At 63.9% G+C, this 22,019-nt stretch carries 22 protein-coding genes; 4 read left to right on the top strand and 18 right to left on the bottom strand.

The genetic code is table 11. The features are described 5' to 3' along the window. Positions 1-5: 5 nt before the first annotated feature. Positions 6-1,538 carry an ATP-dependent DNA helicase gene (locus tag FGK63_RS03795; protein WP_138840253.1) on the top strand — a complete coding sequence of 511 codons (1,533 nt, stop codon included), beginning with the start codon at positions 6-8 and terminating at the stop codon, positions 1,536-1,538. Beyond that, positions 1,535-2,263, top strand: coding sequence for an SDR family oxidoreductase (locus FGK63_RS03790; RefSeq protein ID WP_138840252.1), 729 nt, complete (start codon positions 1,535-1,537; stop codon positions 2,261-2,263). Before FGK63_RS03795 ends, FGK63_RS03790 begins: the two co-directional genes overlap by 4 nt. A 4-nt stretch (positions 2,264-2,267) precedes the next feature. Here FGK63_RS03790 and FGK63_RS03785 read toward each other — a convergent pair whose 3' ends face one another. The 12 genes from FGK63_RS03785 to FGK63_RS03730 all read right to left on the bottom strand — a co-directional run bounded on the left by FGK63_RS03785 (position 2,268) and on the right by FGK63_RS03730 (position 12,587). After that, entirely contained in the window at positions 2,268-3,032 is a 765-nt protein-coding gene (locus FGK63_RS03785; protein ID WP_138840251.1) for a TIGR02186 family protein, read from the bottom strand. Positions 3,033-3,034: 2 nt separating this feature from the next. Continuing rightward, a complete protein-coding gene (locus tag FGK63_RS03780; RefSeq protein WP_138840250.1) occupies positions 3,035-3,958 on the bottom strand; it encodes a sulfite exporter TauE/SafE family protein in 924 nt (307 codons plus the stop codon). A 91-nt stretch (positions 3,959-4,049) separates the two neighbouring features. Continuing rightward, on the bottom strand, positions 4,050-5,057 hold the full coding sequence (locus tag FGK63_RS03775) for an ABC transporter permease (protein WP_138840249.1): 1,008 nt from the start codon (positions 5,055-5,057) through the stop codon (positions 4,050-4,052). Positions 5,058-5,067: 10 nt separating this feature from the next. Next, a complete protein-coding gene (locus FGK63_RS03770; RefSeq protein ID WP_138840248.1) occupies positions 5,068-6,216 on the bottom strand; it encodes an ABC transporter permease in 1,149 nt (382 codons plus the stop codon). Between the two features lies 1 nt (position 6,217). Beyond that, positions 6,218-7,747: an ABC transporter ATP-binding protein gene (locus FGK63_RS03765; protein WP_138840247.1), complete on the bottom strand. Its 1,530-nt coding sequence runs from the start codon at positions 7,745-7,747 to the stop codon at positions 6,218-6,220. Between the two features lie 130 nt (positions 7,748-7,877). Next, on the bottom strand, positions 7,878-8,876 hold the full coding sequence (locus tag FGK63_RS03760) for a BMP family lipoprotein (RefSeq protein WP_138840246.1): 999 nt from the start codon (positions 8,874-8,876) through the stop codon (positions 7,878-7,880). 159 nt (positions 8,877-9,035) lie between these two features. Beyond that, on the bottom strand, positions 9,036-9,449 hold the full coding sequence (locus FGK63_RS03755) for a GNAT family N-acetyltransferase (protein ID WP_138840245.1): 414 nt from the start codon (positions 9,447-9,449) through the stop codon (positions 9,036-9,038). Continuing rightward, positions 9,449-10,036: a tRNA (adenosine(37)-N6)-threonylcarbamoyltransferase complex dimerization subunit type 1 TsaB gene (tsaB, locus tag FGK63_RS03750; RefSeq protein WP_138840244.1), complete on the bottom strand. Its 588-nt coding sequence runs from the start codon at positions 10,034-10,036 to the stop codon at positions 9,449-9,451. Before tsaB ends, FGK63_RS03755 begins: the two co-directional genes overlap by 1 nt. Beyond that, positions 10,026-10,589 carry a NifU family protein gene (locus FGK63_RS03745; RefSeq protein ID WP_138840243.1) on the bottom strand — a complete coding sequence of 188 codons (564 nt, stop codon included), beginning with the start codon at positions 10,587-10,589 and terminating at the stop codon, positions 10,026-10,028. Before FGK63_RS03745 ends, tsaB begins: the two co-directional genes overlap by 11 nt. A gap of 84 nt (positions 10,590-10,673) precedes the next feature. After that, entirely contained in the window at positions 10,674-11,129 is a 456-nt protein-coding gene (locus FGK63_RS03740) for a universal stress protein (protein WP_138840242.1), read from the bottom strand. A gap of 73 nt (positions 11,130-11,202) precedes the next feature. Continuing rightward, entirely contained in the window at positions 11,203-12,066 is an 864-nt protein-coding gene (locus tag FGK63_RS03735; protein ID WP_138840241.1) for a branched-chain amino acid aminotransferase, read from the bottom strand. A gap of 62 nt (positions 12,067-12,128) precedes the next feature. Then, positions 12,129-12,587, bottom strand: a complete 459-nt coding sequence (locus FGK63_RS03730) for an Lrp/AsnC family transcriptional regulator (protein WP_138840240.1) — start codon at positions 12,585-12,587, stop codon at positions 12,129-12,131. Positions 12,588-12,716: 129 nt separating this feature from the next. Here FGK63_RS03730 and FGK63_RS03725 point away from each other — a divergent pair, with 129 nt between their 5' ends. Further along, entirely contained in the window at positions 12,717-13,766 is a 1,050-nt protein-coding gene (locus FGK63_RS03725; RefSeq protein ID WP_138840239.1) for a Glu/Leu/Phe/Val family dehydrogenase, read from the top strand. Positions 13,767-13,831: 65 nt separating this feature from the next. On the opposite strand, the gene trpS is transcribed toward FGK63_RS03725, so the two are convergent. Then, positions 13,832-14,860, bottom strand: coding sequence for a tryptophan--tRNA ligase (gene trpS, locus FGK63_RS03720; protein WP_138840238.1), 1,029 nt, complete (start codon positions 14,858-14,860; stop codon positions 13,832-13,834). Positions 14,861-14,945: 85 nt separating this feature from the next. Between trpS and FGK63_RS03715 the strand changes: the two genes are divergently transcribed. After that, the gene (locus FGK63_RS03715; protein WP_138840237.1) at positions 14,946-15,632 is read left to right on the top strand and encodes a rhomboid family intramembrane serine protease; all 687 of its coding nucleotides are present in this window, start codon (positions 14,946-14,948) and stop codon (positions 15,630-15,632) included. A 26-nt stretch (positions 15,633-15,658) separates the two neighbouring features. On the opposite strand, the gene FGK63_RS03710 is transcribed toward FGK63_RS03715, so the two are convergent. From FGK63_RS03710 to FGK63_RS03690, 5 genes are all read right to left on the bottom strand, one after another. Continuing rightward, on the bottom strand, positions 15,659-15,850 hold the full coding sequence (locus tag FGK63_RS03710) for a YgaP family membrane protein (protein ID WP_138840236.1): 192 nt from the start codon (positions 15,848-15,850) through the stop codon (positions 15,659-15,661). Between the two features lie 82 nt (positions 15,851-15,932). Further along, complete coding sequence (locus tag FGK63_RS03705) at positions 15,933-16,517, bottom strand: Crp/Fnr family transcriptional regulator (RefSeq protein ID WP_138840235.1); 585 nt, start codon at positions 16,515-16,517, stop codon at positions 15,933-15,935. After that, complete coding sequence (murJ, locus tag FGK63_RS03700; RefSeq protein ID WP_138840234.1) at positions 16,514-18,055, bottom strand: murein biosynthesis integral membrane protein MurJ; 1,542 nt, start codon at positions 18,053-18,055, stop codon at positions 16,514-16,516. The genes FGK63_RS03705 and murJ overlap by 4 nt, the downstream gene beginning before the upstream one ends. Beyond that, positions 18,052-20,871: a [protein-PII] uridylyltransferase gene (locus FGK63_RS03695; RefSeq protein WP_138840233.1), complete on the bottom strand. Its 2,820-nt coding sequence runs from the start codon at positions 20,869-20,871 to the stop codon at positions 18,052-18,054. The genes murJ and FGK63_RS03695 overlap by 4 nt, the downstream gene beginning before the upstream one ends. After that, on the bottom strand, positions 20,831-22,006 hold the full coding sequence (locus FGK63_RS03690; protein ID WP_138840232.1) for a penicillin-binding protein activator: 1,176 nt from the start codon (positions 22,004-22,006) through the stop codon (positions 20,831-20,833). Before FGK63_RS03690 ends, FGK63_RS03695 begins: the two co-directional genes overlap by 41 nt. Positions 22,007-22,019 lie beyond the last annotated feature (13 nt).

Below are 22,019 nucleotides of genomic sequence, written 5' to 3'. Positions count from 1 at the left end.
ACGCCATGTCCGCGCCGAATGTGACCTTTTCCGACGATCAGGCAACCGCCTATGACAGCATCGCCGAGATGCTGCGAACCGCGGGTATCGACCTTGATGACGATGCCCTGCTGAAACTGCCGGGCGCCGGGAAATCCGGCGTCTTGGCGGTTATCGGCAAGGCGGGATCCGGAAAGACACTGTTGCTGGCCGAACTGTACAAGGCTCTGGCCGGGGCTGGTGTCAACGTGATCTCCGGCGATTACGAGAGCCGCAAGTCGCGCGACAAGCGCACCCTGGCGATCCTTGCGCCCACGAACAAGGCCGCCAGCGTCCTGCGCCTGCGCGGCGTGCCGGCAACGACGATCCACCGGATCCTCTACACGCCTGTCTACGACCCGGAATACGAGCGCATCGCGGAATGGCTGGCCGGCAATGACGAGCGGCCCGAGATCGAAGGGCTGACGGACGAGGCGCTGGACCGCGCCGCAGCCTTCTACGAAAGGAACAAGTCCATCCCCGGCGCGCTCGCCGCGGCTGGTTTGCGGGGATCGGATTTCATCACCGGTTGGAAACGCCGCGACGAACCACTGGACATCGGCTTTGTCGACGAAGCGTCGATGCTGGACGACCGGCAGTTCGAAGACCTGAAAGAGATATTTCCGACTCTGCTGCTGTTCGGCGACCCGGCCCAGCTTGCCCCGGTCAACCAGTCCGGCTCTATGGTGTTCGACGCGCTGCCCGCGCCGCGCAAGCTGACGCTCAGCCGCATTCACCGTCAGGACGCCGACAATCCCATATTGGATCTCGCGCATGCATTGGCGGATCCCGAGCTTGGATTCGAGGAATTCGAGCGGATGGTCGAGCAGACCGCCCGTAAGGATGATCGGGTTGTATGGGGCCAGCGGGTCGAGGTCGATTTGATGGCCCGCAGCCCGGTTCTGGTCTGGCGCAACGCGACGCGCATACGTCTGATCAACGCATTCCGCCAGGTGCACGGAGCGCCCGAGACCGAGTTGCTGGAAGGCGAGCCGCTGATCTGCGACGGGATCGAATTGCCGCTGAAGCACCGCAAGAAGCGTCTGGATCTCGAGGCGCGGGGCCTCATCAAGGGTGCACAGGTGATCTATCTCGGGCCGGGGCGCAAGCCAGGATTTTCCCGATTGCACGTGATCGGAGCCGAGGATCCCCAGGTCAGCGCGGCGTCCATCGTCAAGATCGAGAAACCGGACGAGGACGAGCCGTTCATCCCTTTCGCGGCGCGCATGGGGGCGACGTTTCTGCACGGTGCGGCGGTCACGATCCACAAGGCGCAGGGGTCGCAGTGGGAGACGGTGCAGGTGTTCGCACCGGACATCTACGCGGCGTCGCGGATGGGCCGGACCGAGGCGGGGCAACCGCTTTGGAAACGCTTGGCCTATGTCGCGATCACCCGCGCGCAGGAACGCCTGATCTGGGTCGTGCGTAACCGGCTTGCCAAGCCGTCCCACGCGCTGCGCGTCGATGATCTGCGGCAGGTTCCGGCGGCGGCATTGGAACTGGAGGCCGAGGAGACATGAGAACGATCATCGTGACGGGCGCAAGCTCGGGCATAGGCCGGGCTGCGGCGGAACTGTTTCTGTCGCAAGGGTGGAAGGTCGGGTTGTTGGCCCGCCGCCTGGACGTCCTTGAGGAAATGGCAGAGGGCAAAGAGAATGCGTTGCCTCTGGCCGCGGATGTGACTGATCCGGATGCAGTCGTGGCGGCGTTTCGGGATTTCACCGATTGGACCGGGCGGCTGGACGTCCTGTTCAACAATGCGGGCATCTTCGCCCCCGGAGGCACCATCGACGAGATCGCTCTCGAGGATTGGTATCAGTCGGTCAACGTCAATCTGAACGGCATGTTCCTGTGCGCCAGGGCGGCCTTCCGAGGAATGCGACATCAGGATCCTCAGGGCGGCCGCATCATCAACAACGGCTCGATCGCGGCGCATGTTCCGCGCCCGAATTCGGTTCACTACACCGCCACCAAACACGCGATCACCGGGCTGACCCGCAGCCTGTCGCTGGACGGGCGCGCGTTCAACATCGCCTGCGGACAGATCGACATCGGCAATGCGCGCACGCCGATGGTTCAGGGCCTGGTCGATGCAGCCTTGGCCGAAGGGCGGGAACCCGATCCGACGATGGCGGTCGAGGATGCCGCCCGCTCGGTCCTTCACATGGCCAGCCTGCCGCTCGAGGCGAATGTCCAGTTCATGACGGTAATGGCGACGACCATGCCCTATATCGGCCGCGGCTGAAGGATCAACTGTTGCGAAGCATCCGGAACGCAGTGGAAGCACCCCAACCGGCTGCTATTGCGATGGCCAGGGACATCAGCCCGTAAACGATGGGTTGCTGCCGGGACATGTTGAATAGAATTCGCTCCAGCCCGACCTTGTGCACGCCGATGGTTGTTTCAAAGCTCGACACGACCTGCCCGCCGCGTGTCAGGAAAATCCGCGTACTGTAGTCGCCCTCAGTCAGATCCGCCGGCATGGCGATCGAGGTCCGGAACAGGGTCTGTTCGTCGACGGCAACCGTGTTTTCCCGGATCGAGTAGAGGCGAGACTTCTCGCGAATGCGCACCACGGCCTCCGCGAAATCCTGCGCGCCCTGAATGTGCATGTCTGCGCCCACCGACCGGATGGCCCGGTTGATCGAGATGCGGTGGCGCAGGTCTTCGGTGTTGGTGATCACCTTATCGAACGGCGCGCTGGTGGCGACGGCATAGAAACTGGGGGCGGAGTCGACAAGAACGCTGTCGGTGTTCACCCAGATGCCGAACTTCCTTTCCTTGCGGCGCACCATCACAGGTTCGGAGGGTCCCGAAACCGTCACGATGACCTCCAGCGGATCGCCCTCGGGGATTGGCGCCTCGCGTTTGATCGCGCCGAACACCAGGATGTCGGATCCGTCGAACGTCGCGGTGATGGCGACGCGATCCTTGCTGAGGCCCAGGACAACGGACTCTTCGACCGCATGGGCGGGCAAGCTCAAGAGGCACAGGGCGGCAAGCACACGCAACATCGTCAGTGCCCCCCGCTGGTGCCGAGCGTGAAAAGTTCGGCGGGTTGCAGCAGCAGATCCGAGGCGAGCTTGCCGCAGACGACAAGCACGAGCAGGGCCAGTAGGATCCGCAGTTGTTCGGCTTTCATGCGCGCGCCGATGACGGTGCCGATCTGCGCGCCGATCACACCGCCGACCAGAAGCAGAACCGCCAGAACGACATCGACCGTATAGTTGGTCGTCGCATGCAGCATCGTTGTGAAGCCGGTCACGAAAATGATCTGGAACAGCGACGTTCCCACGACCACCTTGGTCGGCATTCCCAGGATGTAGATCATCGCGGGAACCATGATGAAGCCGCCGCCAACCCCCATGATGGCCGACAGTACACCGACGAACAGCCCCACGACCAAGGGCGGTATGACCGAGATGTAAAGACCCGAGGTGCGGAACCGCGCCTTGAACGGCAGCGCATGGACCCACCCGCGCTGCCGGCGTTTCGGTGGCGGCGACCCACCCGCCTTGCGTGCTTTGCGGATCGCATTCAAGCTTTCGATGAACATCAGTCCGCCGATGACGCCAAGGAAGACGACGTAGCAGAGCTTGACCAGCAGATCGACCTGCCCAAGGCTTTTGAGGTAGTTGAACACCACTACCCCCAGCGCGGCGCCGGTCAGACCGCCTATGAGCAGGACCCCGCCCATCTTCAGATCCACGGTCTTTCGCCGGAAATGCGCCAGAACACCCGAAAAGGACGACGCGACGATCTGGTTGGCTTCGGTGGCGACCGCCACCGCCGGCGGAATTCCGATGAAGAACAGCAGCGGAGTCATCAGGAATCCTCCACCGACGCCGAACATGCCGGACAGAACGCCGACCATCCCCCCAAGCCCCAGCAGGAGGAACGCGTTGACAGACACTTCGGCGATCGGGAGGTATATCTGCATGTATCTTTTAGAACCGCTGCGGCACCCAAAATCAACTGTCCATGCTGCCGCGCAGCAATCAGGACTGATAGCGCGCCGCGATCTGGCCTTATCAGCGCTCCTTCACGTAGGGCTCTCCGCCCGCGCGGGGCGGAATCGCCTTGCCCACGAAACCGGCCAGGATCACCACCGTCAGGACATAGGGCAGCGCGTCCATGACCTGCACCGGAATCACCACGCCGCCCAGATCGATGTTCTGGAATCGCAGCGCCACCGCCTGCAACAGCCCGAACAGCAGGCAAGCCCCCATCGCATGCCAAGGGCGCCACTTCGCGAAGATCAGCGCGGCCAGCGCGATGAACCCGCGGCCCGCGGTCATGTCCTTGACGAACCCGGCCTGCAGGGCGGTGGCCAGATAGGCGCCCGCGATGCCGCACAGCACCCCGCAGATGGCGACGGCGGCATAGCGCAGGCCGACGACCGAGACGCCTGCGGTGTCCACCGCCGCCGGGTTCTCGCCGACCGCCCGCAGGCGCAGCCCGAAGCGTGTACGGAACAGCACCCACCAGGTCACCGGGACCGCCAGGAAGGCGACATAGACGAGGATTGAATGCCCAGAGAACAGTTCGGAGTAGACCTGATGCAGAATGTTTGTTTCCGCCATCAGTTCCGAAACGGGCCGCCCCGTGGCCTCGGAGTCCTTGGGCCCGATCGCCAAGGGGAATTCGGCGCTTTCGAACCGTCCCTGACCGAAAAGGGATGGGGTGCGCCCGCCCTGCTGAAACCAGTCCTGCGCCACCAGAACCGTCATACCTGCCGCAAGGAAATTGACAGCGACGCCCGAGATCAGCTGGTTGCCCCGGAAGGTGATCGAGGCCAGCCCGTGCAGGCCCGCCAGCGCCAGCGACGAGGCGATCCCGGCAAGCAGCCCCAGCCAGACCGAACCGGTCAGGGCGGCCACCGCGGCCGAGAAAAACGCCGACATCAGCATCTTGCCTTCGAGGCCGATGTCGAAAATGCCAGCCCTTTCGGAATAGAGACCGGCGAGACAGGCGAGCAGCAGCGGCGTCGCCAGGCGGATCGTCGAGTCGAGGATCTGGATAACCGTCAAGAACTCCATACTCCGCCTCCTAGTCCTGCGTCGTGCTGTGCGATGCGTCCGGCAGCGGGGCGGTCTCGCCCACGTTGCGGCGCTTGCGGCCAAGGGACAGGAATATCCGCTCCAGCGGCATCCTCACCATGTTGTCGAGCGCACCGGTGAACAGGATCACCAGCGCCTGGATGACCACGATCAACTCGCGGGGGATTGACGTCCACAGCGCCAGCTCCGCGCCGCCCTGATAGAGAAACCCGAACAGGATCGCCGCCAGGAACACGCCGAAAGGATGCGATCTGCCCATCAGCGCCACCGCGATGCCGATGAAGCCCGCGCCCTCGGTCGCATTCAGGACCAGCCGTTCTGCCTCGCCCATGACGTTGTTGATCGCCATGAGGCCCGCCAACGCGCCCGAGATCAGCATCGCGACGATGGTGATGCGTACGGGCGAAATCCCGGCATAAAGCGCGCCGGTCTCGGAATGGCCGTAGGCGCGGATCTCATAGCCCAGCCGGGTGCGCCAGATCAGCGCCCAGACCACGAAACAGGCAAGAATTGCCACCACGAACGATACGTTGGCCGGTGCGGCCTTGGAAAAGCTTATGCCGATCGGCGCCAGCAGGTCGTGCAGCGTAGGCAAATGCACCGCCTCGGGGAAGCGCTCGGTCGCCGGGTCCATCGAACCTTCGGGGCGCATCACGTTGACCAGCATGTAGTTCAGGAATGCGGCGGCGATGAAGTTGAACATGATCGTGGTGATAACGATATGGCTGCCGCGTTTGGCCTGCAGATAGGCTGGAATGGCCGCCCAGGCCGCGCCGAACAGCATCGAGGCAGCGGCGGCGGCCAACAGGGCGATGGTCCAGTGCGGCCAGGGAATGTAGAGGCAGGCCATGGCCACGCCAAGCCCGCCCAGCATCGCCTGGCCCTCGCCGCCGATGTTGAACAGCCGGGCGTGAAATGCGACCGCGACCGCAAGGCCGGTAAATATGAAATTGGTTGCGTAGTAGAGCGTGTAACCCCAGCCATAGGTGGACCCCAGCGCGCCGGACACCATCAGCTTGACCGCCGCGATCGGATCCTCGCCGATGGCGAGGATCACCAGCGCGGAAAGAAATGCCGCCAGGATCAGGCTGATCAGCGGGATCAGGACCACGTCGGCCCATTTGGGCATCTTGTCCATGTTACGCGGCCTCCCCAGAAACCCCGGCCATCAGCAGGCCCAGTTCCTTTTCGTCGGTTTCGTGCGGCAGACGCTCGCCCATGATGTGCCCGTCGAACATCACCGCGATCCGGTCCGAGAGCGAAAAGATCTCTTCCAGTTCCACCGAGACAAGCAGGATCGCCTTGCCCTGGTCGCGCAGCGCGACGATCTGCTTGTGAATGAATTCGATCGCGCCGATGTCGACGCCGCGTGTCGGCTGACCCACAAGCAGAAGATCCGGATTGCGCTCGATCTCGCGCGCCACGACGATCTTCTGCTGGTTGCCGCCCGAGAAGTTCTTGGCCGCCAGCCAGCCATCGGCGGGGCGAACGTCGAATTTCTCGATCTTGCGCTCGGTATCGGCGCGCAGGGCGGCGTTGTCCATGAATATCCCGCGCCGGTAGGCCGGGTCGCGATGATAGCCGAATGCGACGTTCTCCCAAGCGTGAAAGTCCATGATCAGACCTTCGCGTTGCCGGTCTTCGGGCACGTGCGCGATGTGTTGCGCCCGCCGGGCTTGCCCGTCGGAGCCGCGGCCGCTGAGGGGCAGCGGATCGCCGTTCAGGCGGATCGTTCCGGTGCCGGGGCGCATCCCGCCCAGCACTTCGAGCAGTTCGGACTGCCCGTTTCCGGCCACGCCCGCAATGCCCACGATCTCGCCCGCCCGCACGGTCAGATCGATGCCCTTGACCCGTTCGACGCCAGCTTCGTCGGTCACGCGCAGGTTTTCGATCTCAAGGACCGGCTTTCCCGGTGACGCCGGGACCTTGTCCACGCGCAGCAGCACCTTGCGGCCCACCATCAGTTCGGCAAGCTGCTCGGGGTTGGTTTCCGCAGTCTTGACGGTTGCGGTCATTTCGCCCCGGCGCATCACCGACACTGTGTCGGTCGCCTCCATGATCTCACGCAGCTTGTGGGTGATCAGGATGATCGTTTTGCCTTCTTCGCGCAGGCGGTGAAGGATGCGGAACAGCTGATCCGCTTCGGCCGGCGTCAGAACGCCGGTCGGCTCGTCCAGGATCAGGATTTCCGCCTTGCGGTACAGCGCCTTGAGGATTTCGACCCGCTGCTGCATTCCGACGCCGATTTCGTCGATGCGCTTGTCGGGATCTACGAAAAGCTCGTATTCCTCCTCGAGCTCCTTCAATTCCTTGCGCGCCCGGGCGAGCGAGGGGGCAAGCAGACCGCCTTCTTCGGCGCCCAGAACGATGTTCTCCAGTACGGTGAAGTTTTCGACCAGTTTGAAGTGCTGGAACACCATGCCGATCCCGGCGGCTATGGCGGCCTGGCTGTCCGGGATCTCGGTCTTTTGCCCGTTGATCCGGATCTCGCCGGCATCGGCCTTGTAGAAGCCGTAGAGAATGCTCATCAGCGTGGACTTGCCCGCTCCGTTTTCACCGATGATCCCGTGGATCGTGCCGGGGGCGACGCTGATCGAGATGTTCTTGTTGGCTTGAACCGGTCCGAAGGATTTGGAAATCCCTTTTAGCTCGATGGCGGGGACGGTCATGTCATGTCCTCAATGGCCGAAAGGGCCGCTCATCCGGTCCTGCCGTGGTCTTCGCGGTGCGATTGACCCGCGCGGGTCGGATGAACGGCGCAATTGGTGCGGAACGGGGCGGACCCCGTCCCGCGCGACATCAGAACTTCAGCGCAGGGCAGCTGTCGTTCTCGTAATAGCTGACCACTTCCAGTTCACCGTCGATGATCTTCTGGCGGGCTTCGTCCACCGAAGATTTCATGTCGTCGGTAACCAACGCTTCGTTGTTTTCGTCCAGCGCATAGCCGACGCCGTCCTCGGCCAGGCCAAGAACGAAGACGCCCGTTTCAACGTCCGCACCGGCCTTCATCGCCTCGTACACCGCCACATCAACGCGCTTGAGCATCGAGGTCAGCACCTTGCCGGGGTGCAGGTGGTTCTGGTTGCTGTCCACGCCGATCGACAGCACGCCCTCGTCGGCGGCAGTCTGCAGCACGCCCACGCCGGTGCCGCCCGCCGCGGCATAGATCACGTCAGCGCCTTGGCTGATCTGCGCCTTGGTCAGTTCCGACCCCTTCACCGGGTCGTTCCAGGCCGCCGGGGTGGTGCCGGTCATGTTGGCGACGATCTTGATGTCGGGATTGACCGCCTTGGCGCCCTGCGCGTAGCCACAGCCAAAGTGCCGGATCAGCGGAACGTCCATCCCGCCGACAAAGCCCACGGTGCCCGATTTCGAGGCCATCGCGGCCAGCATGCCGACGAGGTAGGACCCCTCATGCTCGGCAAAGCCGATCTGGCGGATGTTGGGCGCGTCCAGCCAGGTTACGTCGACCACGACGAACTTCGTGTCGGGATAGTCGGGGGCGACGGTGCTCAGCGGATCGGCCATGGCGAAACCCATGGTGATCACAGGGTTGGCGCCGGCGTCGGCGAAGCGGCGCAGGGCCTGTTCGCGCTGGGCTTCGGACTGAAGCTCGATTTCGCGGAAGCTGCCGCCGGTTTCGTCGGCCCAACGCTGGGCGCCGTTGAAGGCGGCTTCGTTGAACGACTTGTCGAATTTGCCGCCCAGGTCGAAGATCAGGGCCGGCTCGGCCAAGGCTGCGCCTGCGGTCAGAGCGACGGCCGCTGCGGCCCCCATCAAGGATTTCATCAAGGACATGTTGTACTCCCGTTGGTTTTTTTGTTCCGGGGCGCGGGCAGGTGCCAAGGCCCCGCTCAGAGCGAGCAGAACTGCTGTGATGCTGGCAATTAAGGCCGTTAGGATCAGCGGCGGTCAACCGCTTTTTGACCGGATGGTCTGGGAAACGCATGCTTGCCGTCAGGGCAACGCGCGTTCCATCAGCACGGCGTCCACGTTCTCGCCCGCCGGGCGCCGGTAGTAACCCCGGCGCAGGCCGATTGGCGCATAACCGCAACTGTCATACAGTGCGATGGCGGGCGCATTGTCCGCCGCGACGTCAAGGAAAGCGCGGGCTGCACCCAGTTTACCGGCTTGCGAATGCCATGCATCCATGAGGCTGCGGGCATGGCCTTGCCGCTGGTGATAGGGGTGCGTTGCGATGGTCAGCAATTCGGCTTCGTCGGCCACCACCTGGAAAACGGCGAAGCATTGACCGTTTCCGATGCTATGGGTGAACCGGTTCGACAGGAGGTCGCGGAACTCGTCCGCGCGCCACGGCCGCGACTGCGTGAAGGCCGCCGCGTGGACGACGGCCATTTCCTCGGGGCTCATCAATCCAGCAAGACCGGCGGCGTTTCGCGCGAAGGCGCGGCGTCGGCCGGTCTGACATAGAGGGGGGCAGGCGGTTCGGTGGTGTCGCGCCACCGGGTCGCGGCAATCTTCGCCACGGATTCCGCAAGCGCCACCGGGGAAGCGTCCTGATGCAACGGCCCAAGCGCCTCGGCGTCGGCCAAGGGAAGCAGCGCAGGCACGGATCCCGGAGCTTGCACATAGACCTGATCGCGTGGCGCGGGGATTATGGGCAGGTGGCCGGCAGGCGCGCCGAGTGCTCGGGCTTCGAAACCCGTGACACCGACAGCCGGAATCCCCAGACCCAGGGCCAGGCCGCGGGCGGCCGAAACCGAGATCCTGATGCCGGTGAAGTTTCCGGGACCGACACCGACACCCAGGGCATCGATCTGGCGCCACGAGACGCCGCCGGCCGCCAGGGTTTCCTCGAGCAGGGGCATCAGACGTTCGGCCTGACCGCGCGACATCGCCTCGGCCATTGAGGCGATGATCCGGTCCCCACGCAACAAAGCGGCCGCGCAATGCGCGGCCGACGTGTCGAAACCGAGGATCAGCGCGTCAGACTGCAACGGGACGCACCTCGGTGACTTCCGGGATATAGTGACGCAGCAGGTTCTCGATCCCCATCTTCAAGGTGAGCGTGGACGACGGGCACCCGGCGCAGGCCCCTTGCATGTGCAGGTAGACAACTCCGCGGTCAAACCCGTGGAACGTGATGTCTCCGCCATCCTGCGCCACGGCAGGGCGCACCCGGCTGTCGAGCAGTTCCTTGATCTGGTTCACGATTTCGGCATCCTCGCCGCTGTGTTCGGCGTGGCCCGATGCGGTTTGAGCCTCATCGCCCATCACCGGCTGGCCAGATTGGTAATGTTCCATCACGGCGCCGAGGATCGCTGGCTTGATGTGATCCCATTCGACTTCATTTGCCTTGGTCACTGTCACGAAATCGTTTCCGAAGAAGACACCGGTGACGCCGTTCACGGCAAAGATTCGCGCCGCAAGGGGCGATTTCGCTGCTGCTTCCACCGTCGGGAAATCGGCGGTGCCCACTTCCAGAACGGTCTGGCCGGGCAGGAATTTCAGCGTTGCCGGGTTCGGGGTGGATTCGGTCTGGATGAACATGAGGGACTCCGTGATGGTTGACTCGGATATGCGCCGTTGGCCCGTCGGAGTCAAGAGTTTGGAATGATTCTAAGATACCCGGGATCAGGTGATCTCTTCCAGCTTTTCCTTGCTCAGATCGCCCGGAACGATGGTGATCGGGATCGGCAGGCTGCCCGAGGTCCGGGTCAGTTGGGTGATGATCGGGCCCGGCCCCTTCTTGTCGGTCCCGGCGCCAAGTACCAGAACGCCGATTTCCGGGTCGGACTTGATATGGGCGATGATTTCCGGAACCGGTTCGCCCTCGCGGATCGCAAGTTCGGGTTCGACCCCCTGCTTGTCCCGCATCCATTTGGCGAAGACTTCGAAATGCGCGTGGATCCTTTCCCGCGCTTCCTCGCGCATGACCTCGCCGACACCGATCCAGTGATTGAACTCGTCCGGCGGAATCACCGAAAGCACGGTCACGCCGCCGCCGGTCTTGGCTGCGCGCATGGCCGCGAAACGCATGGCATTCAGGCATTCTCGGCTGTCATCGAGGACGACCAGGAACTTGCGCATGGAAATCCTTTCTGTTTCCCGGGATCATGCCCCACAGCAGGGCGGCTGGCAACCGAGTGCGCTCCGGGGCGATCTAACCGTTCGACGCGGCCCAATCCCAGTACAGTTCACGGGCGCGCCGCGCGATGGGACCGATCTGGTACTGCGTGTCGTCCAGCGCGGTGACAGGGGTGACCTTGTTCATGTTGCCGGACATGAACACCTCGTCGGCATCGTGGAAATCGTCGAAGCTCAGCACCGCCTCATGAACCGACACGCCGTCGTCCCGAAGGTTCTGCATGTGGCGCGCCCGGGTGATGCCGGCCAGGAATGTGCCGTTGGCGATCGGGGTGAACACCTCGCCATCCTTGACCATGAAGACGTTGGCCGTTGCGGTTTCGGCCACGTTTCCCATTGCGTCGGCCACCAGCGCGTTCGTGAAACCCTTGGACCGCGCCTCGCGCAGCATTCTGGCGTTGTTGGGATAGAGGCAGCCTGCCTTGGCGTTGACCACGGCATCTTCCAGAACCGGTCTGCGGAACCGCGTCGTGGTCAATGTGGCGGTCGCAGTGGGGGGCGCCAACGGGATTTCCTCGAGACAGACGGCGAAACCGGTGCTGTCTTCCTTTGGAATGATCGCCGAGGGATCGCCATCGATTCCCCAATACATCGGCCGGATATAGATGGCCTTGTCCGCACCATAGGCATCCAGTCCTTCCCGGATGATGTCCACCATGTCGCGGGTCGAAACCGTGGGCGTCAGCATCAGCGCCTCGGCCGAGCGGTTGGTGCGCGCGCAATGCGCCTCGAGATCGGGGGCCAGCCCGTCGAAATAGCGTGCTCCATCGAACACCGAGGATCCGAGCCAGGCGCCATGGTCACCGGCCCGCATGATCTGGGCGTCGCCGTCGTGCCACGTTCCTTCGAAATAGGTGCGGATGTTGGTGCCGATTGCCATCGCTCTCTCCCTCGATTTCGGCAGAGCCTATGGCGGGGTGGGTCAGAGGTCCAGACCTTTTGTCACTCGCGCATGGGCAGCGCCTCGCGCTTGACCATGGTGCGCAGCGCAAAGTTCGAGCGGAGATTGCGGATGCCGGGAATCTGCATCAACCGGGTCTCAAGGAAGGCGTCGAACGCCGAAAGGTCCGGGGCCACGACACGCAACAGAATGTCCCGAGACCCGGTCATGAGGTAGCATTCCATGACCTCGTCGCAGCGGCGGATGGCGCGCTCGAAGGCGTCGATGGCGGCGCGGTCCTGTTTGTCGAGTTCCACCGAAACGAAGATGGAAACGCCGAAACCAAGTTTGCCGGGATCAACCTGCGCCGCATAGCCGGTAATGACGCCGCTTTTTTCCAGCCGGTCCAACCGCCGCGCGCAGGGGGTTGCCGACAGGCCGACGGATCCGGCCAGTTCGGTGATCGTCATGCGCCCATCCTTCTGGAGCGCACGGACGATTTTTCGGTCGATCTTGTCCATGTTGGATTTCACCAAGGCGGGCGTAGCGTTTAGGGAAATACTCTAACCCAACGCGGAAAGGCAGGCAATCTTGGTGAAAATCGCCCTTCGGTTTGTGAGATGATTCCATTAATTCACCGGAGGAGAGAGATGAAGACAACTACCGTCGATGTGCCCGAGCACGAGCAAGTCATCCAGTTCGAGGATGCCGCCAGTGGACTCAGCGGGTTTATCGCGATCCATTCGACCCAGCTTGGCCCGGCGGCAGGCGGAGTCAGGATGCGGCCCTACGGGCACCGAACTGAAGCCCTGAATGACGCGCTGCGCCTGTCGCGTGGCATGACCTACAAGAACGCGGCCGCCAACCTGCCTCTGGGTGGCGGCAAAGCGGTGATCATCGGCGATCCGTCGTCCGACAAGTCGCCCGCGCTGCTTCGCGCATTCGGGCGCGCGGTCGAGAGCCTCGCAGGCCGCTACTGGACCGCCGAAGACATGGGGATGACGCCCGAGGACATGGCCGCCATCGGTACCGAGACGCGGTTCGTGGCCGGACTTGCCGACGGCGAATTCGCCAGCGGCGATCCGTCGCCGGTGACCGCCCGCGGCATCTTCAACGCGATCCGCACCACCGCGCGGCACCGCTTCGGCACGGCGGACCTGGCCGGCAAGACCGTTTCGGTGCAGGGATTGGGGCATGTCGGATATCATCTCTGCCGGTTCCTGCACGGGGCGGGCGCCAAGCTGATCGTCACCGACATCGATGCGGAACAGGTTGCCCGCGTCGCCGCGGAATTCTCGGCCATGCCTGTCGCCCCCGACGCGATCTATGGGGCCGAAGCCGACATCTTCGCGCCTTGCGCCATCGGCGCAATCCTCAACGAGACCAGTATTCCGCTGCTGAAGGTCGGTGCGGTCGCGGGCGGAGCCAACAACCAGCTTGCGACGGATGCGGATGGCCAGCGTCTGCATCAGCGGGGCATTCTCTACGCGCCCGACTTCGTCGCCAACGGTGGCGGCATCATCAACGTCGCGACCGAGATCCTGCGCATTTCGAACCGCGAGGAATGGGTCGCGGGCAAGCTCGAGGCGCTGGACCGGACCATGGATCGCATCCTGGCCCGCGCGATCACCCAATCCGTCAGCCCGAACGACGTGGCCGAGGCGATCGTGCACGAAATCCTGCAGCAGGAAGCCGCCTGAGAGGCTTTCCCGGAATGGAAAAGGGCCGCCCCGAAAGGCGGCCCTATCTGATTCCGGTTTCGCGATCAGGCCGAGACGGCCCCGACCATGCCCGCGATCTCGTAGGTCTGGCGCAGGATGGGCGCCGCGATTTCCCGTGCCCGCGCGGCCCCGCGGGCCAAGATGCGGTCGATCTCGGCCGGGTCATCCATCAGCCGCGCCATCTCGGTCGAGATGGGCGAAAGCTTGGCCACCGCCAGATCCGCGAGCGACGGCTTGAAGGTGCCGAATTGCTGACCCGCATGTTCCGCGATCACTTGCTCGGGCGAGATGTCGGCGAGGGCTGCGTAGATGTTCACCAGGTTGCGCGCCTCGGGACGATCCTCGAGCCCCTCCAGCGTATCGGGCAGCGGGTCCGGATCGGTGCGCGCCTTGCGGATCTTGAGCGCGATCGCATCCGCATCGTCGGTCATGTTGATCCGGCTCATGTCCGACGGATCGGATTTCGACATCTTCTTGGTGCCGTCGCGCAGGCTCATGACGCGTGTGGCGGCACCTTCGATCACCGGTTCGGTGATGGGGAAGAAGTCGACGCCGAAATCGTTGTTGAACTTGATCGCGATGTCCCGCGTCAGTTCGAGGTGCTGTTTCTGATCTTCACCGACAGGCACATGGGTGGCGTGGTAGATCAGGATGTCGGCCGCCATCAGCGAGGGATAGGCGAAAAGTCCCAGCGAGGCGTTCTGCTGGTTCTTGCCCGCCTTGTCCTTCCACTGGGTCATCCGCTGCATCCAGCCCATGCGTGCGACGCAGTTGAAGATCCAGCCAAGCTGCGCGTGTTCCGGCACTTGGGACTGGTTGAACAGGATCGACTGCTCGGGGTCGATGCCGGCGGCGATGAACCCGGCGCAGAGTTCGCGGGTGTTGCGGGTCAGCGCGGCGGGATCCTGCCAGACGGTGATCGCGTGGAGGTCGACCATGCAGTAGATGGTCTCGAACTCCGGCCCCTGCATGTCCACGAAGCGTTTGATCGCGCCCAGGTAGTTGCCCAGCGTCAGCCCGCCCGAGGGCTGGATGCCGGAGAACACGCGCGGCGTGAATTTGGTTTCGGCCATGGAAGGCAACTCCCGTCTGGAAAAATGAGCCTCCGTCGCTTACCCATGAGGCCAAGGGACGTCAACCGCCGCGAAAGGCCAACCCATGAGCAGTGACAATTACACCTCCGCCGTGAACCCCTTGCCGCCTGCGGTGGTGGCCCTGGTGCTGTTCATCATGGGGGTCGAGCTTGCCTTCACGCTTGGCGCGCGCGGGTTTGTGGGCGGGCCCGAGGCGGTGGGCTGGCGGCTGACCGCGATCCAGTCTTACGCCTTTTCCGCCGACATACTCGACTGGATGATCGAAACCGGGCGCTGGCCGGTCGAACAGGTGATCCGCTTCGTCACCTATCCCTTCGTGCATGGCAGCTTCACGCAGGCGCTTTTCGTCTGCGTGTTCGTTCTGGCGATGGGCAAGATGGTCGGCGAGGTTTTTGGCGGCCTTGCCATGCTGCTGATCTTTGTCATTTCGGGCATTGGCGGGGCGCTGGCCTACGCCGTGTTCCTGGACCCCCGCTATCCGCTGATCGGCGGCTTTCCCCCGGTCTACGGGCTGATCGGCGCCTTTACCTGGCTGCTCTGGCGCAGATTGTCGCTGGTGGGCGAAAACCAGGCCCGTGCCTTCAACCTCATCCTGGTGCTGATGGGAATTCAGTTGCTGTTCGGCCTGCTGTTTGGCGGCACCTCCGACTGGGTCGCCGATCTGGGCGGCTTTGCCACCGGCTTCGGCCTGTCCTTCTTCCTTGCTCCCGGGGGCTGGGCGCGCATCGTCAGCCGGTTGCGGCGGGATTGACCCACCGCAACGCCGGGGCTGTCTCGCTATTTCTTCAGCGGACAGGTGCTGAGGCCCAGAATCTGATACACCGGGCAGTAGCCGGCAAGCCCCGTCAACAGGGGAACAAGTCCCAGCAGGCCCCACATGGTTTGCGGGCCGACGACCGTGAGGGACAACAGGACAAGGCCCAGCAGAATCCGTGCGGCGCGGTCCATTGTACTTTCGTTTCGTATCATGGCGGAACTCCTTTCCGGGTTGGATCGAACATGGTTGATATCCATGTTCTGCCCCGAAACGCCGTCACGGTCGGTGACAGTGTCACCGTTCGTCTGCGGCAAGTCGTTCCAATCCCGCACGGTCCAGCAGGCTGATCCTGCCTCGCGCCAGCGAAACCAGCCCCAGGCGCGAGAATTCGGCAAGCCGCCTGCTGACGAATGCGCGGCCCGAGGCCGTTTCCGCCGCCAGCGCGTCATGCGTCGATCTTACGACCCCGTCCTGCGCCAGCCTGAGCAATGCCCGCGCAAGCCGCGCGTCGAAGCCGGTCAGCGCGACATCCTCGACCAGTTGCTCGAAATCGGCAAAGCGCCGCGCGACGGCCGCAAGTACTTCGGCCCGAAAGGACTCGTCCGTCGCCATGGAGCGTCGGAAAACGTCGTGGGGCAGGATTTCGCCCTTGATATCGGTTTCAGCGACGCCTTCCGCGGAATAACTGCGCCCGTCGGTCAGGCAGGCGAAGGTTTGCAGGCAGACATCGCCCGGACCCACACGATACAGCACGACCTCGCGCCCGTTCGCGGCCGTCAGGCTGACCCGGATCGAGCCTTCCTGCAAACTTACGAATCCGGGACATTCCTGGCCCGGTCGAAACAGGACGGTTCCGGCGGGGCACTTGAGATTGCTCATGACCGGCGCAGCGCCCGTTTGAATTCGGACATGCGGAAGGCGCCCATGACCTGTCCTGCCGCGAAATAGACGACCGCGGCCAAGACGACCAAGCCCAGCAGCGCCAGGTAGCGCCAGGTGGGTACCGCGAACAGCCACCCGAATACCTGCACGACGGCATAGAGCGCCACCCCCATGACCACCGACGCCGCCACGATGCGCCAGGCGCGGGCGTGGAACCGCGCGTCGAACCGGGCCACATCCCCCATCCGGCGCGCTCCAATGGCCAGGAGCGCGACCATCACCCATCCCGCCGCCGAGGCGGCTATGGCCGGCGCGAGCCAGCCAACCAGCGGATAGAGGCCAAAGGCCAGCCCGGCATTGACCACCATCGCGACAAGCGCGAAGCGGAACGGCGACTTCGTGTTCTCGCGCGCGAAATAGAGCGGCTGCAGCAGTTTCTGCAGCATGAAAGATGGCAACCCCACCCCGTAAATCGCCACGGCCAATGCCGTCGCCGCGGTGTCGTCAGCCCCGAAATGACCGCGTTCGAACAGCACCGAAACCAGCGGCAGCGGCATCACCAGGAAGGCGACGGTGGATGGGATGGTCAGCAGCAGCGAAAACTCCCCGGCGCGGGACAGCGCGTTGCGGGCGCCGTCGTCGTCGCCCGCGCGCAGACGGCGGGACAGGTCGGGCAGCAGGACGATGCCGACGGCGATGCCGACAACCCCCAAGGGCAACTGATACAGCCTGTCGGCCGCAAAAAGCCAACTGACCGCTTTCTCGGTCTTCGACGCCACCAGCTGCCCAACGACCAGGTTCACCTGCGTCACACCCATGGCCAGCGCGGCCGGGATGGCGATGCGGAACATGTGGCGCATCTCGGGGGTCAACCGCGGCAGGCCGGGGCGGATGCGGATGCCCGCCCGCTCGGTGGCGCCCCAGACCAGCGCCAGTTGCGCCACGCCTGCGACCGGGATCACCCAGATCAGCCAGTCGATGACGGCACCGCCCGACACGGCCCCCGCGATCATGGCGGAGCAGGCGAAAATGTTCAGCAATACGGGTGCCGCCGCCGCGGCGGCGAACCGGCCGGTCGCGTTCAGGACGCCCGAGAACAACGCTGCCAGGGACATGAACAGGATGTAGGGAAACACCACATAGCCGTAGCCCACGGCCAAATCGAACCTTTCGTCTCCGTAGAACCCTTCGGCGGTGATCCAGACCAGCGCCGGCATGAAGATCATCGCAACCCCGACGAGCGCCAGCACCGCGGCGGCGAGCAGGTTGAACGCGCCCTGGGCGAAGGCTTCGGCGTTGTCCCCGCCTTCAAGGCGTTTCGAGAACATCGGCACGAAAGCGGCGTTGAAAGCGCCCTCGGCGAAGAAACGGCGGAACATGTTGGGCAGGCGGAAGGCGGCGACGAAAGCGTCCATCACCGGGCCCGGCCCGATGAAGGCGGTCAGCAGGATCTCGCGGACAAAGCCCAGGATTCGGCTGGCCAAGGTCCAGAAACCGACCGTGAACATGCCCGAAAGCAACCTGATCGGCTTCATGAGGCAGCGCGCTCCGCGCCTTCGGTGATGGCCGCGCGCAACTTGGCCTCGAGACCGCGCTGCTTGGCCTTCGAATAGTATTTCAGTCCGAACATGTCCTTGACGTAGAACGTGTCCACCACCTGTTCGCCATAGGTCGCGATGACGGCGTTGGCGATATAGACATTCGCAGCCGCCAGTGTCCGCGTCAGGTCATAGAGCAAGCCCGGCCGGTCGCGGGTATCCACCTCGATGATCGTGTAGATTTCCGAACCGTCGTTGTCGAAGGTGATGTGCGTCGGCACCTTGAAGGCCTTTTCGCGCTTCTTGATCTTGTCGCGAGATTTCAGGGCGTCGCGCGCCACCACTTCGCCCTTGAGCGTCTTGTGGATCATCTGCGTCAGGCGGGGCAGGCGGGCGGCTTCGAACGGATGCCCTTCGGAGTCCTGGATCCAGAAGGCGTCGGTGACGTAGCCATCCTTGGTCGTATAGCTTCGCGCATCCACCACGTTCGCACCGACCAGCGCCAGCGCGCCGGCGATGCGCGCGAAGATGCCGGGGTGATCGGCCATGGCGAAACAGGCGCGGGTGGCGTCGCGGTCATCGTCGGGATCCAGCCGGATTTCCATCGCGCCGGGGTCGCCGCTTGCCTCGAGGTCGCGCAACATGCCGGCAAATTCGATATGCGTCGCAAGGTTCAGGCCCTGCCAGTACGGATCGTAATGGCGCGCGGTCTCTGTCTTGAGATCCGCTTTGGACCAATCCTCCAACGCCTCGCGCAGCGCCTTCTTTGCCTCATTGCCGCGGCCCTCGCGATTGAGCGCCTCCATCCCTGTTTCGAGCGCCCGTTTCGTTTCGGCGTGCAGCGCGCGCAGCAGCGTGGCCTTCCAGTTGTTCCAGGTGTTGGGCCCGACGCCGCGGATGTCGCACACGGTCAGAACCGTCAGCAGATCCAGCCGCTTGACGGTCTGCACCGCCTTGGCGAAATCCCTCACGGTGCGCAGATCGGAAATGTCCCGCTTCTGCGCCATGTCGGACATCAGCAGGTGATAGCGGACAAGCCATTCGACCGTTTCCGACTCGGTCTTGTTCAGGCCAAGGCGCGGCGCCACCTTGCGGGCGATCTTGGCGCCGAGGATCGAATGATCCTCGGGCCGCCCCTTGGCGATGTCATGCAGCAGCAGCGCCACGTACAGAACCTTGCGGTTGACGCCGCCTTTGAGGATCGAGGACGCCAGCGGCAGTTCCTCGATCAGTTCGCCCTTTTCGATCTGCGCCAGGTTCACGATGCACTGGATGGTGTGCTCGTCCACCGTGTAGCTGTGATACATGTTGAACTGCATCATCGCGACGATCGGCTCGAATTCCGGAAGGAAGGCCGACAGCACGCCCAGTTCGTTCATGCGCCGCAGGGCGCGTTCCGGGTTGCCGTGCTTGAGCAGAAGGTCGAGAAAGATGCGCTGCGCCTCCTTGTCGTTGCGCATGTCTTCGTCGATCAGGTGCAGGTTCGCCGTCACCAGCAGCATCGCGTCGGGATGGATCAGCATCCCGGTCCGCAGCCCCTCTTCGAAGAGCCGCAGAAGGTTCATCTTGTCGGCGAGGAATTTCTTGGGATCGGCCACCGCCAGGCGGCCATGCACGACCTTGTAGCCGGGCTTGACCTTTCTGCGCCGGGTGAAGATACGTTCGAGCAGCGGCGCGTTCTTGACATGCGCGGCCTCGAGCTTGGTCAGAAAGATCCGCGTCAGCTCGCCCACGCGCGTGGCCTCGCGGAAGTATTTCTGCATGAAGATCTCGACCCCGCGGCGTCCCGCGCGATCCTCGTAGCCCATGCGATCGGCAACCTCGACCTGCTGGTCGAAGGTCAGCTGCTCGGTCGCGCGGCCTGTCGACAGATGCAGATGCGAGCGCACCGCCCACAGGAAATCCTCGGCCTGGACGAACCTGTCGAATTCCTCGCGCGTGAACAGGCCCAGCGGCACGAGTTCGGCGACGTCGCGAACCCCGTAGATGTATTTCGCGATCCAGTAGAGCGACTGCAAATCGCGCAGGCCGCCCTTGCCCTCCTTGACGTTGGGCTCGACCATGTAGCGCTGGCCCTGCTTCTCGTGGCGTTCGTCGCGCTCCTGCAGCTTGGCCTCGATGAACTCCCGGCCCGTTCCCTTGAACAGGTCGTTTCGCAAGCGCGTATTCAGGTCGTCGGCCAGCGGTCGGTGACCGGCCAGGAAACGCTGTTCCAGCATCGCGGTCCGGATGGTGAAATCGTCGGCGCCCAGCCGCAGGCAATCCTTGATGGTGCGCGAGGAATGCCCGACCTTCAGGCGCAGATCCCACAGGATGTAAAGCATCGACTCGATGACGCTCTCGGCCCAGGCGGTGATCTTGTAGGGTGTAAGAAACAGCAGATCGACATCCGAAAACGGCGCCATCTCGCCGCGGCCATAGCCGCCGACGGCCAGAACCGCGATCCGTTCGCCCTGGGTCGGATTGGGCCGCGGGTGCAGGATCTCGCTCGCGACGTGAAGCGCCGTCCGAACCAGCCCGTCGGTCAGATAGGTATAGGCCCGCGTGAGGGGACGGGCCGCGAACGGCTTTGCAACGAAGGCTTCAGCGATGGCTGCGCGTCCGGTCTTCTGGGCATCCCGCAGGATTCGGACCACTTCGGCGCGCAATGCCATGTTGTCGTCGTTGGCTGCGGCGGCCGCCGCAATCCTTGTATGGACTTCGGCGGGATCAAAGATCGTTTCCGGAGGACAGATCAGTTCGCCGTCCGGCAGCGGAACGCTTGCCGACAGATCAGAAACCGGCGCCGGTGAAGCTTTGTGGGGCAGGGTCAATCACAACCACCTGTTTGTTCTGGATCGTGGCAACGGCCAACCCCCTTTCATTAGTCCCGTTCGGCAGCAGACGGAAGATGCCACCGACGCCCTGGAACCCGGCTCTTTGCGTCAGCGCGGCGCCGGTCAGGGCATCGGACTTGCCTGCTCCGACCAACGCGCCGATGGCCGCAATCCCGTCATAGGCGAGACCGCCGATGGGATGCGGAGAACCGCCATAGGTGGCCTGATAACGCGACCGGAACGTCTGCGCCTTGACCGGGTCGGGCAGGGCGAACCAGCCGCCCTGTACGCCCGGCAGTTCCAGCGTCTGCGGCGGGATGTCCCACCGGGTCAGGCCGATGAACTGCGTTGTGGCCGAGGACACGCCCGCCTCGGGCAGCAACTGGCTGTAGAGCGGCAGCGCCCCGGCAGTGGTCGCGGTCAGAAAGATGGAATCCGCGCCCGAAGCATCGACCGTGGCCTTGATCGTCGGGACCGAGGCGATGACGCCCTGCTGCGACCGTTCGTAGGCGACGCTGCCGGCGTTTCTGACGCTGGTGCTGCCTATGGCCTGCTCGATCGCCGCTCGCCCCAGCATCCCGGCGTCGTCATTGCTGTGCACGACGACCATGTTCCGCTTGCCCTGCCGCGCGGCATAGCTGACAAGCCGGTTTGCGGTGTTGTCGAAGGTCGGCCCAAGCACGAAGACGTTTCCGCCCGCGATGTTGGTGTTGTTCGAGAAGGACAGGACGTTGATGTTCTGGTTCAGCACGGCGAGGCCCGCGGCGTTTGCGGCTTGCGCGTAGACCGGCCCCAGAATGATCTTTGCGCCATCGGCGACGGCCTGTTGGGCAACCGCTGCCGCGGTGTTGGCGTCGCCTGCCGTATCATAGACCCGCAGGTCGATCTGGACGTTCTGCAGATCCGCAATCGCCAGCCGGGCCGAATTTTCCAGGCTTTGGGCTAGGACGGCGTCGCCGGACTGCGCCGACCCGCGCGGAACCAGCAGTGCCACGGGAACGGGCGCGGACGTGTTGATCGACGGCCCGCCGGTGTTGACCGCTCCCGGTTCGCAGGCGCTCAGAAACGCGGCTGTCGCCAGTGCGAAGGTGGAGAGGGCCAGCTTGCGGGCGGGCTTGAAAACGGCAAACATCTAAATCAAAACT

It is taken from the genome of Ruegeria sediminis, assembly GCF_005938215.1.
GTDB classification, from domain to species: Bacteria; Pseudomonadota; Alphaproteobacteria; order Rhodobacterales; family Rhodobacteraceae; genus Ruegeria; species Ruegeria sediminis.
The sequence above is the reverse complement of the archived record's forward strand: the minus strand, read 5'-3'. Positions and strand labels throughout refer to the sequence as shown.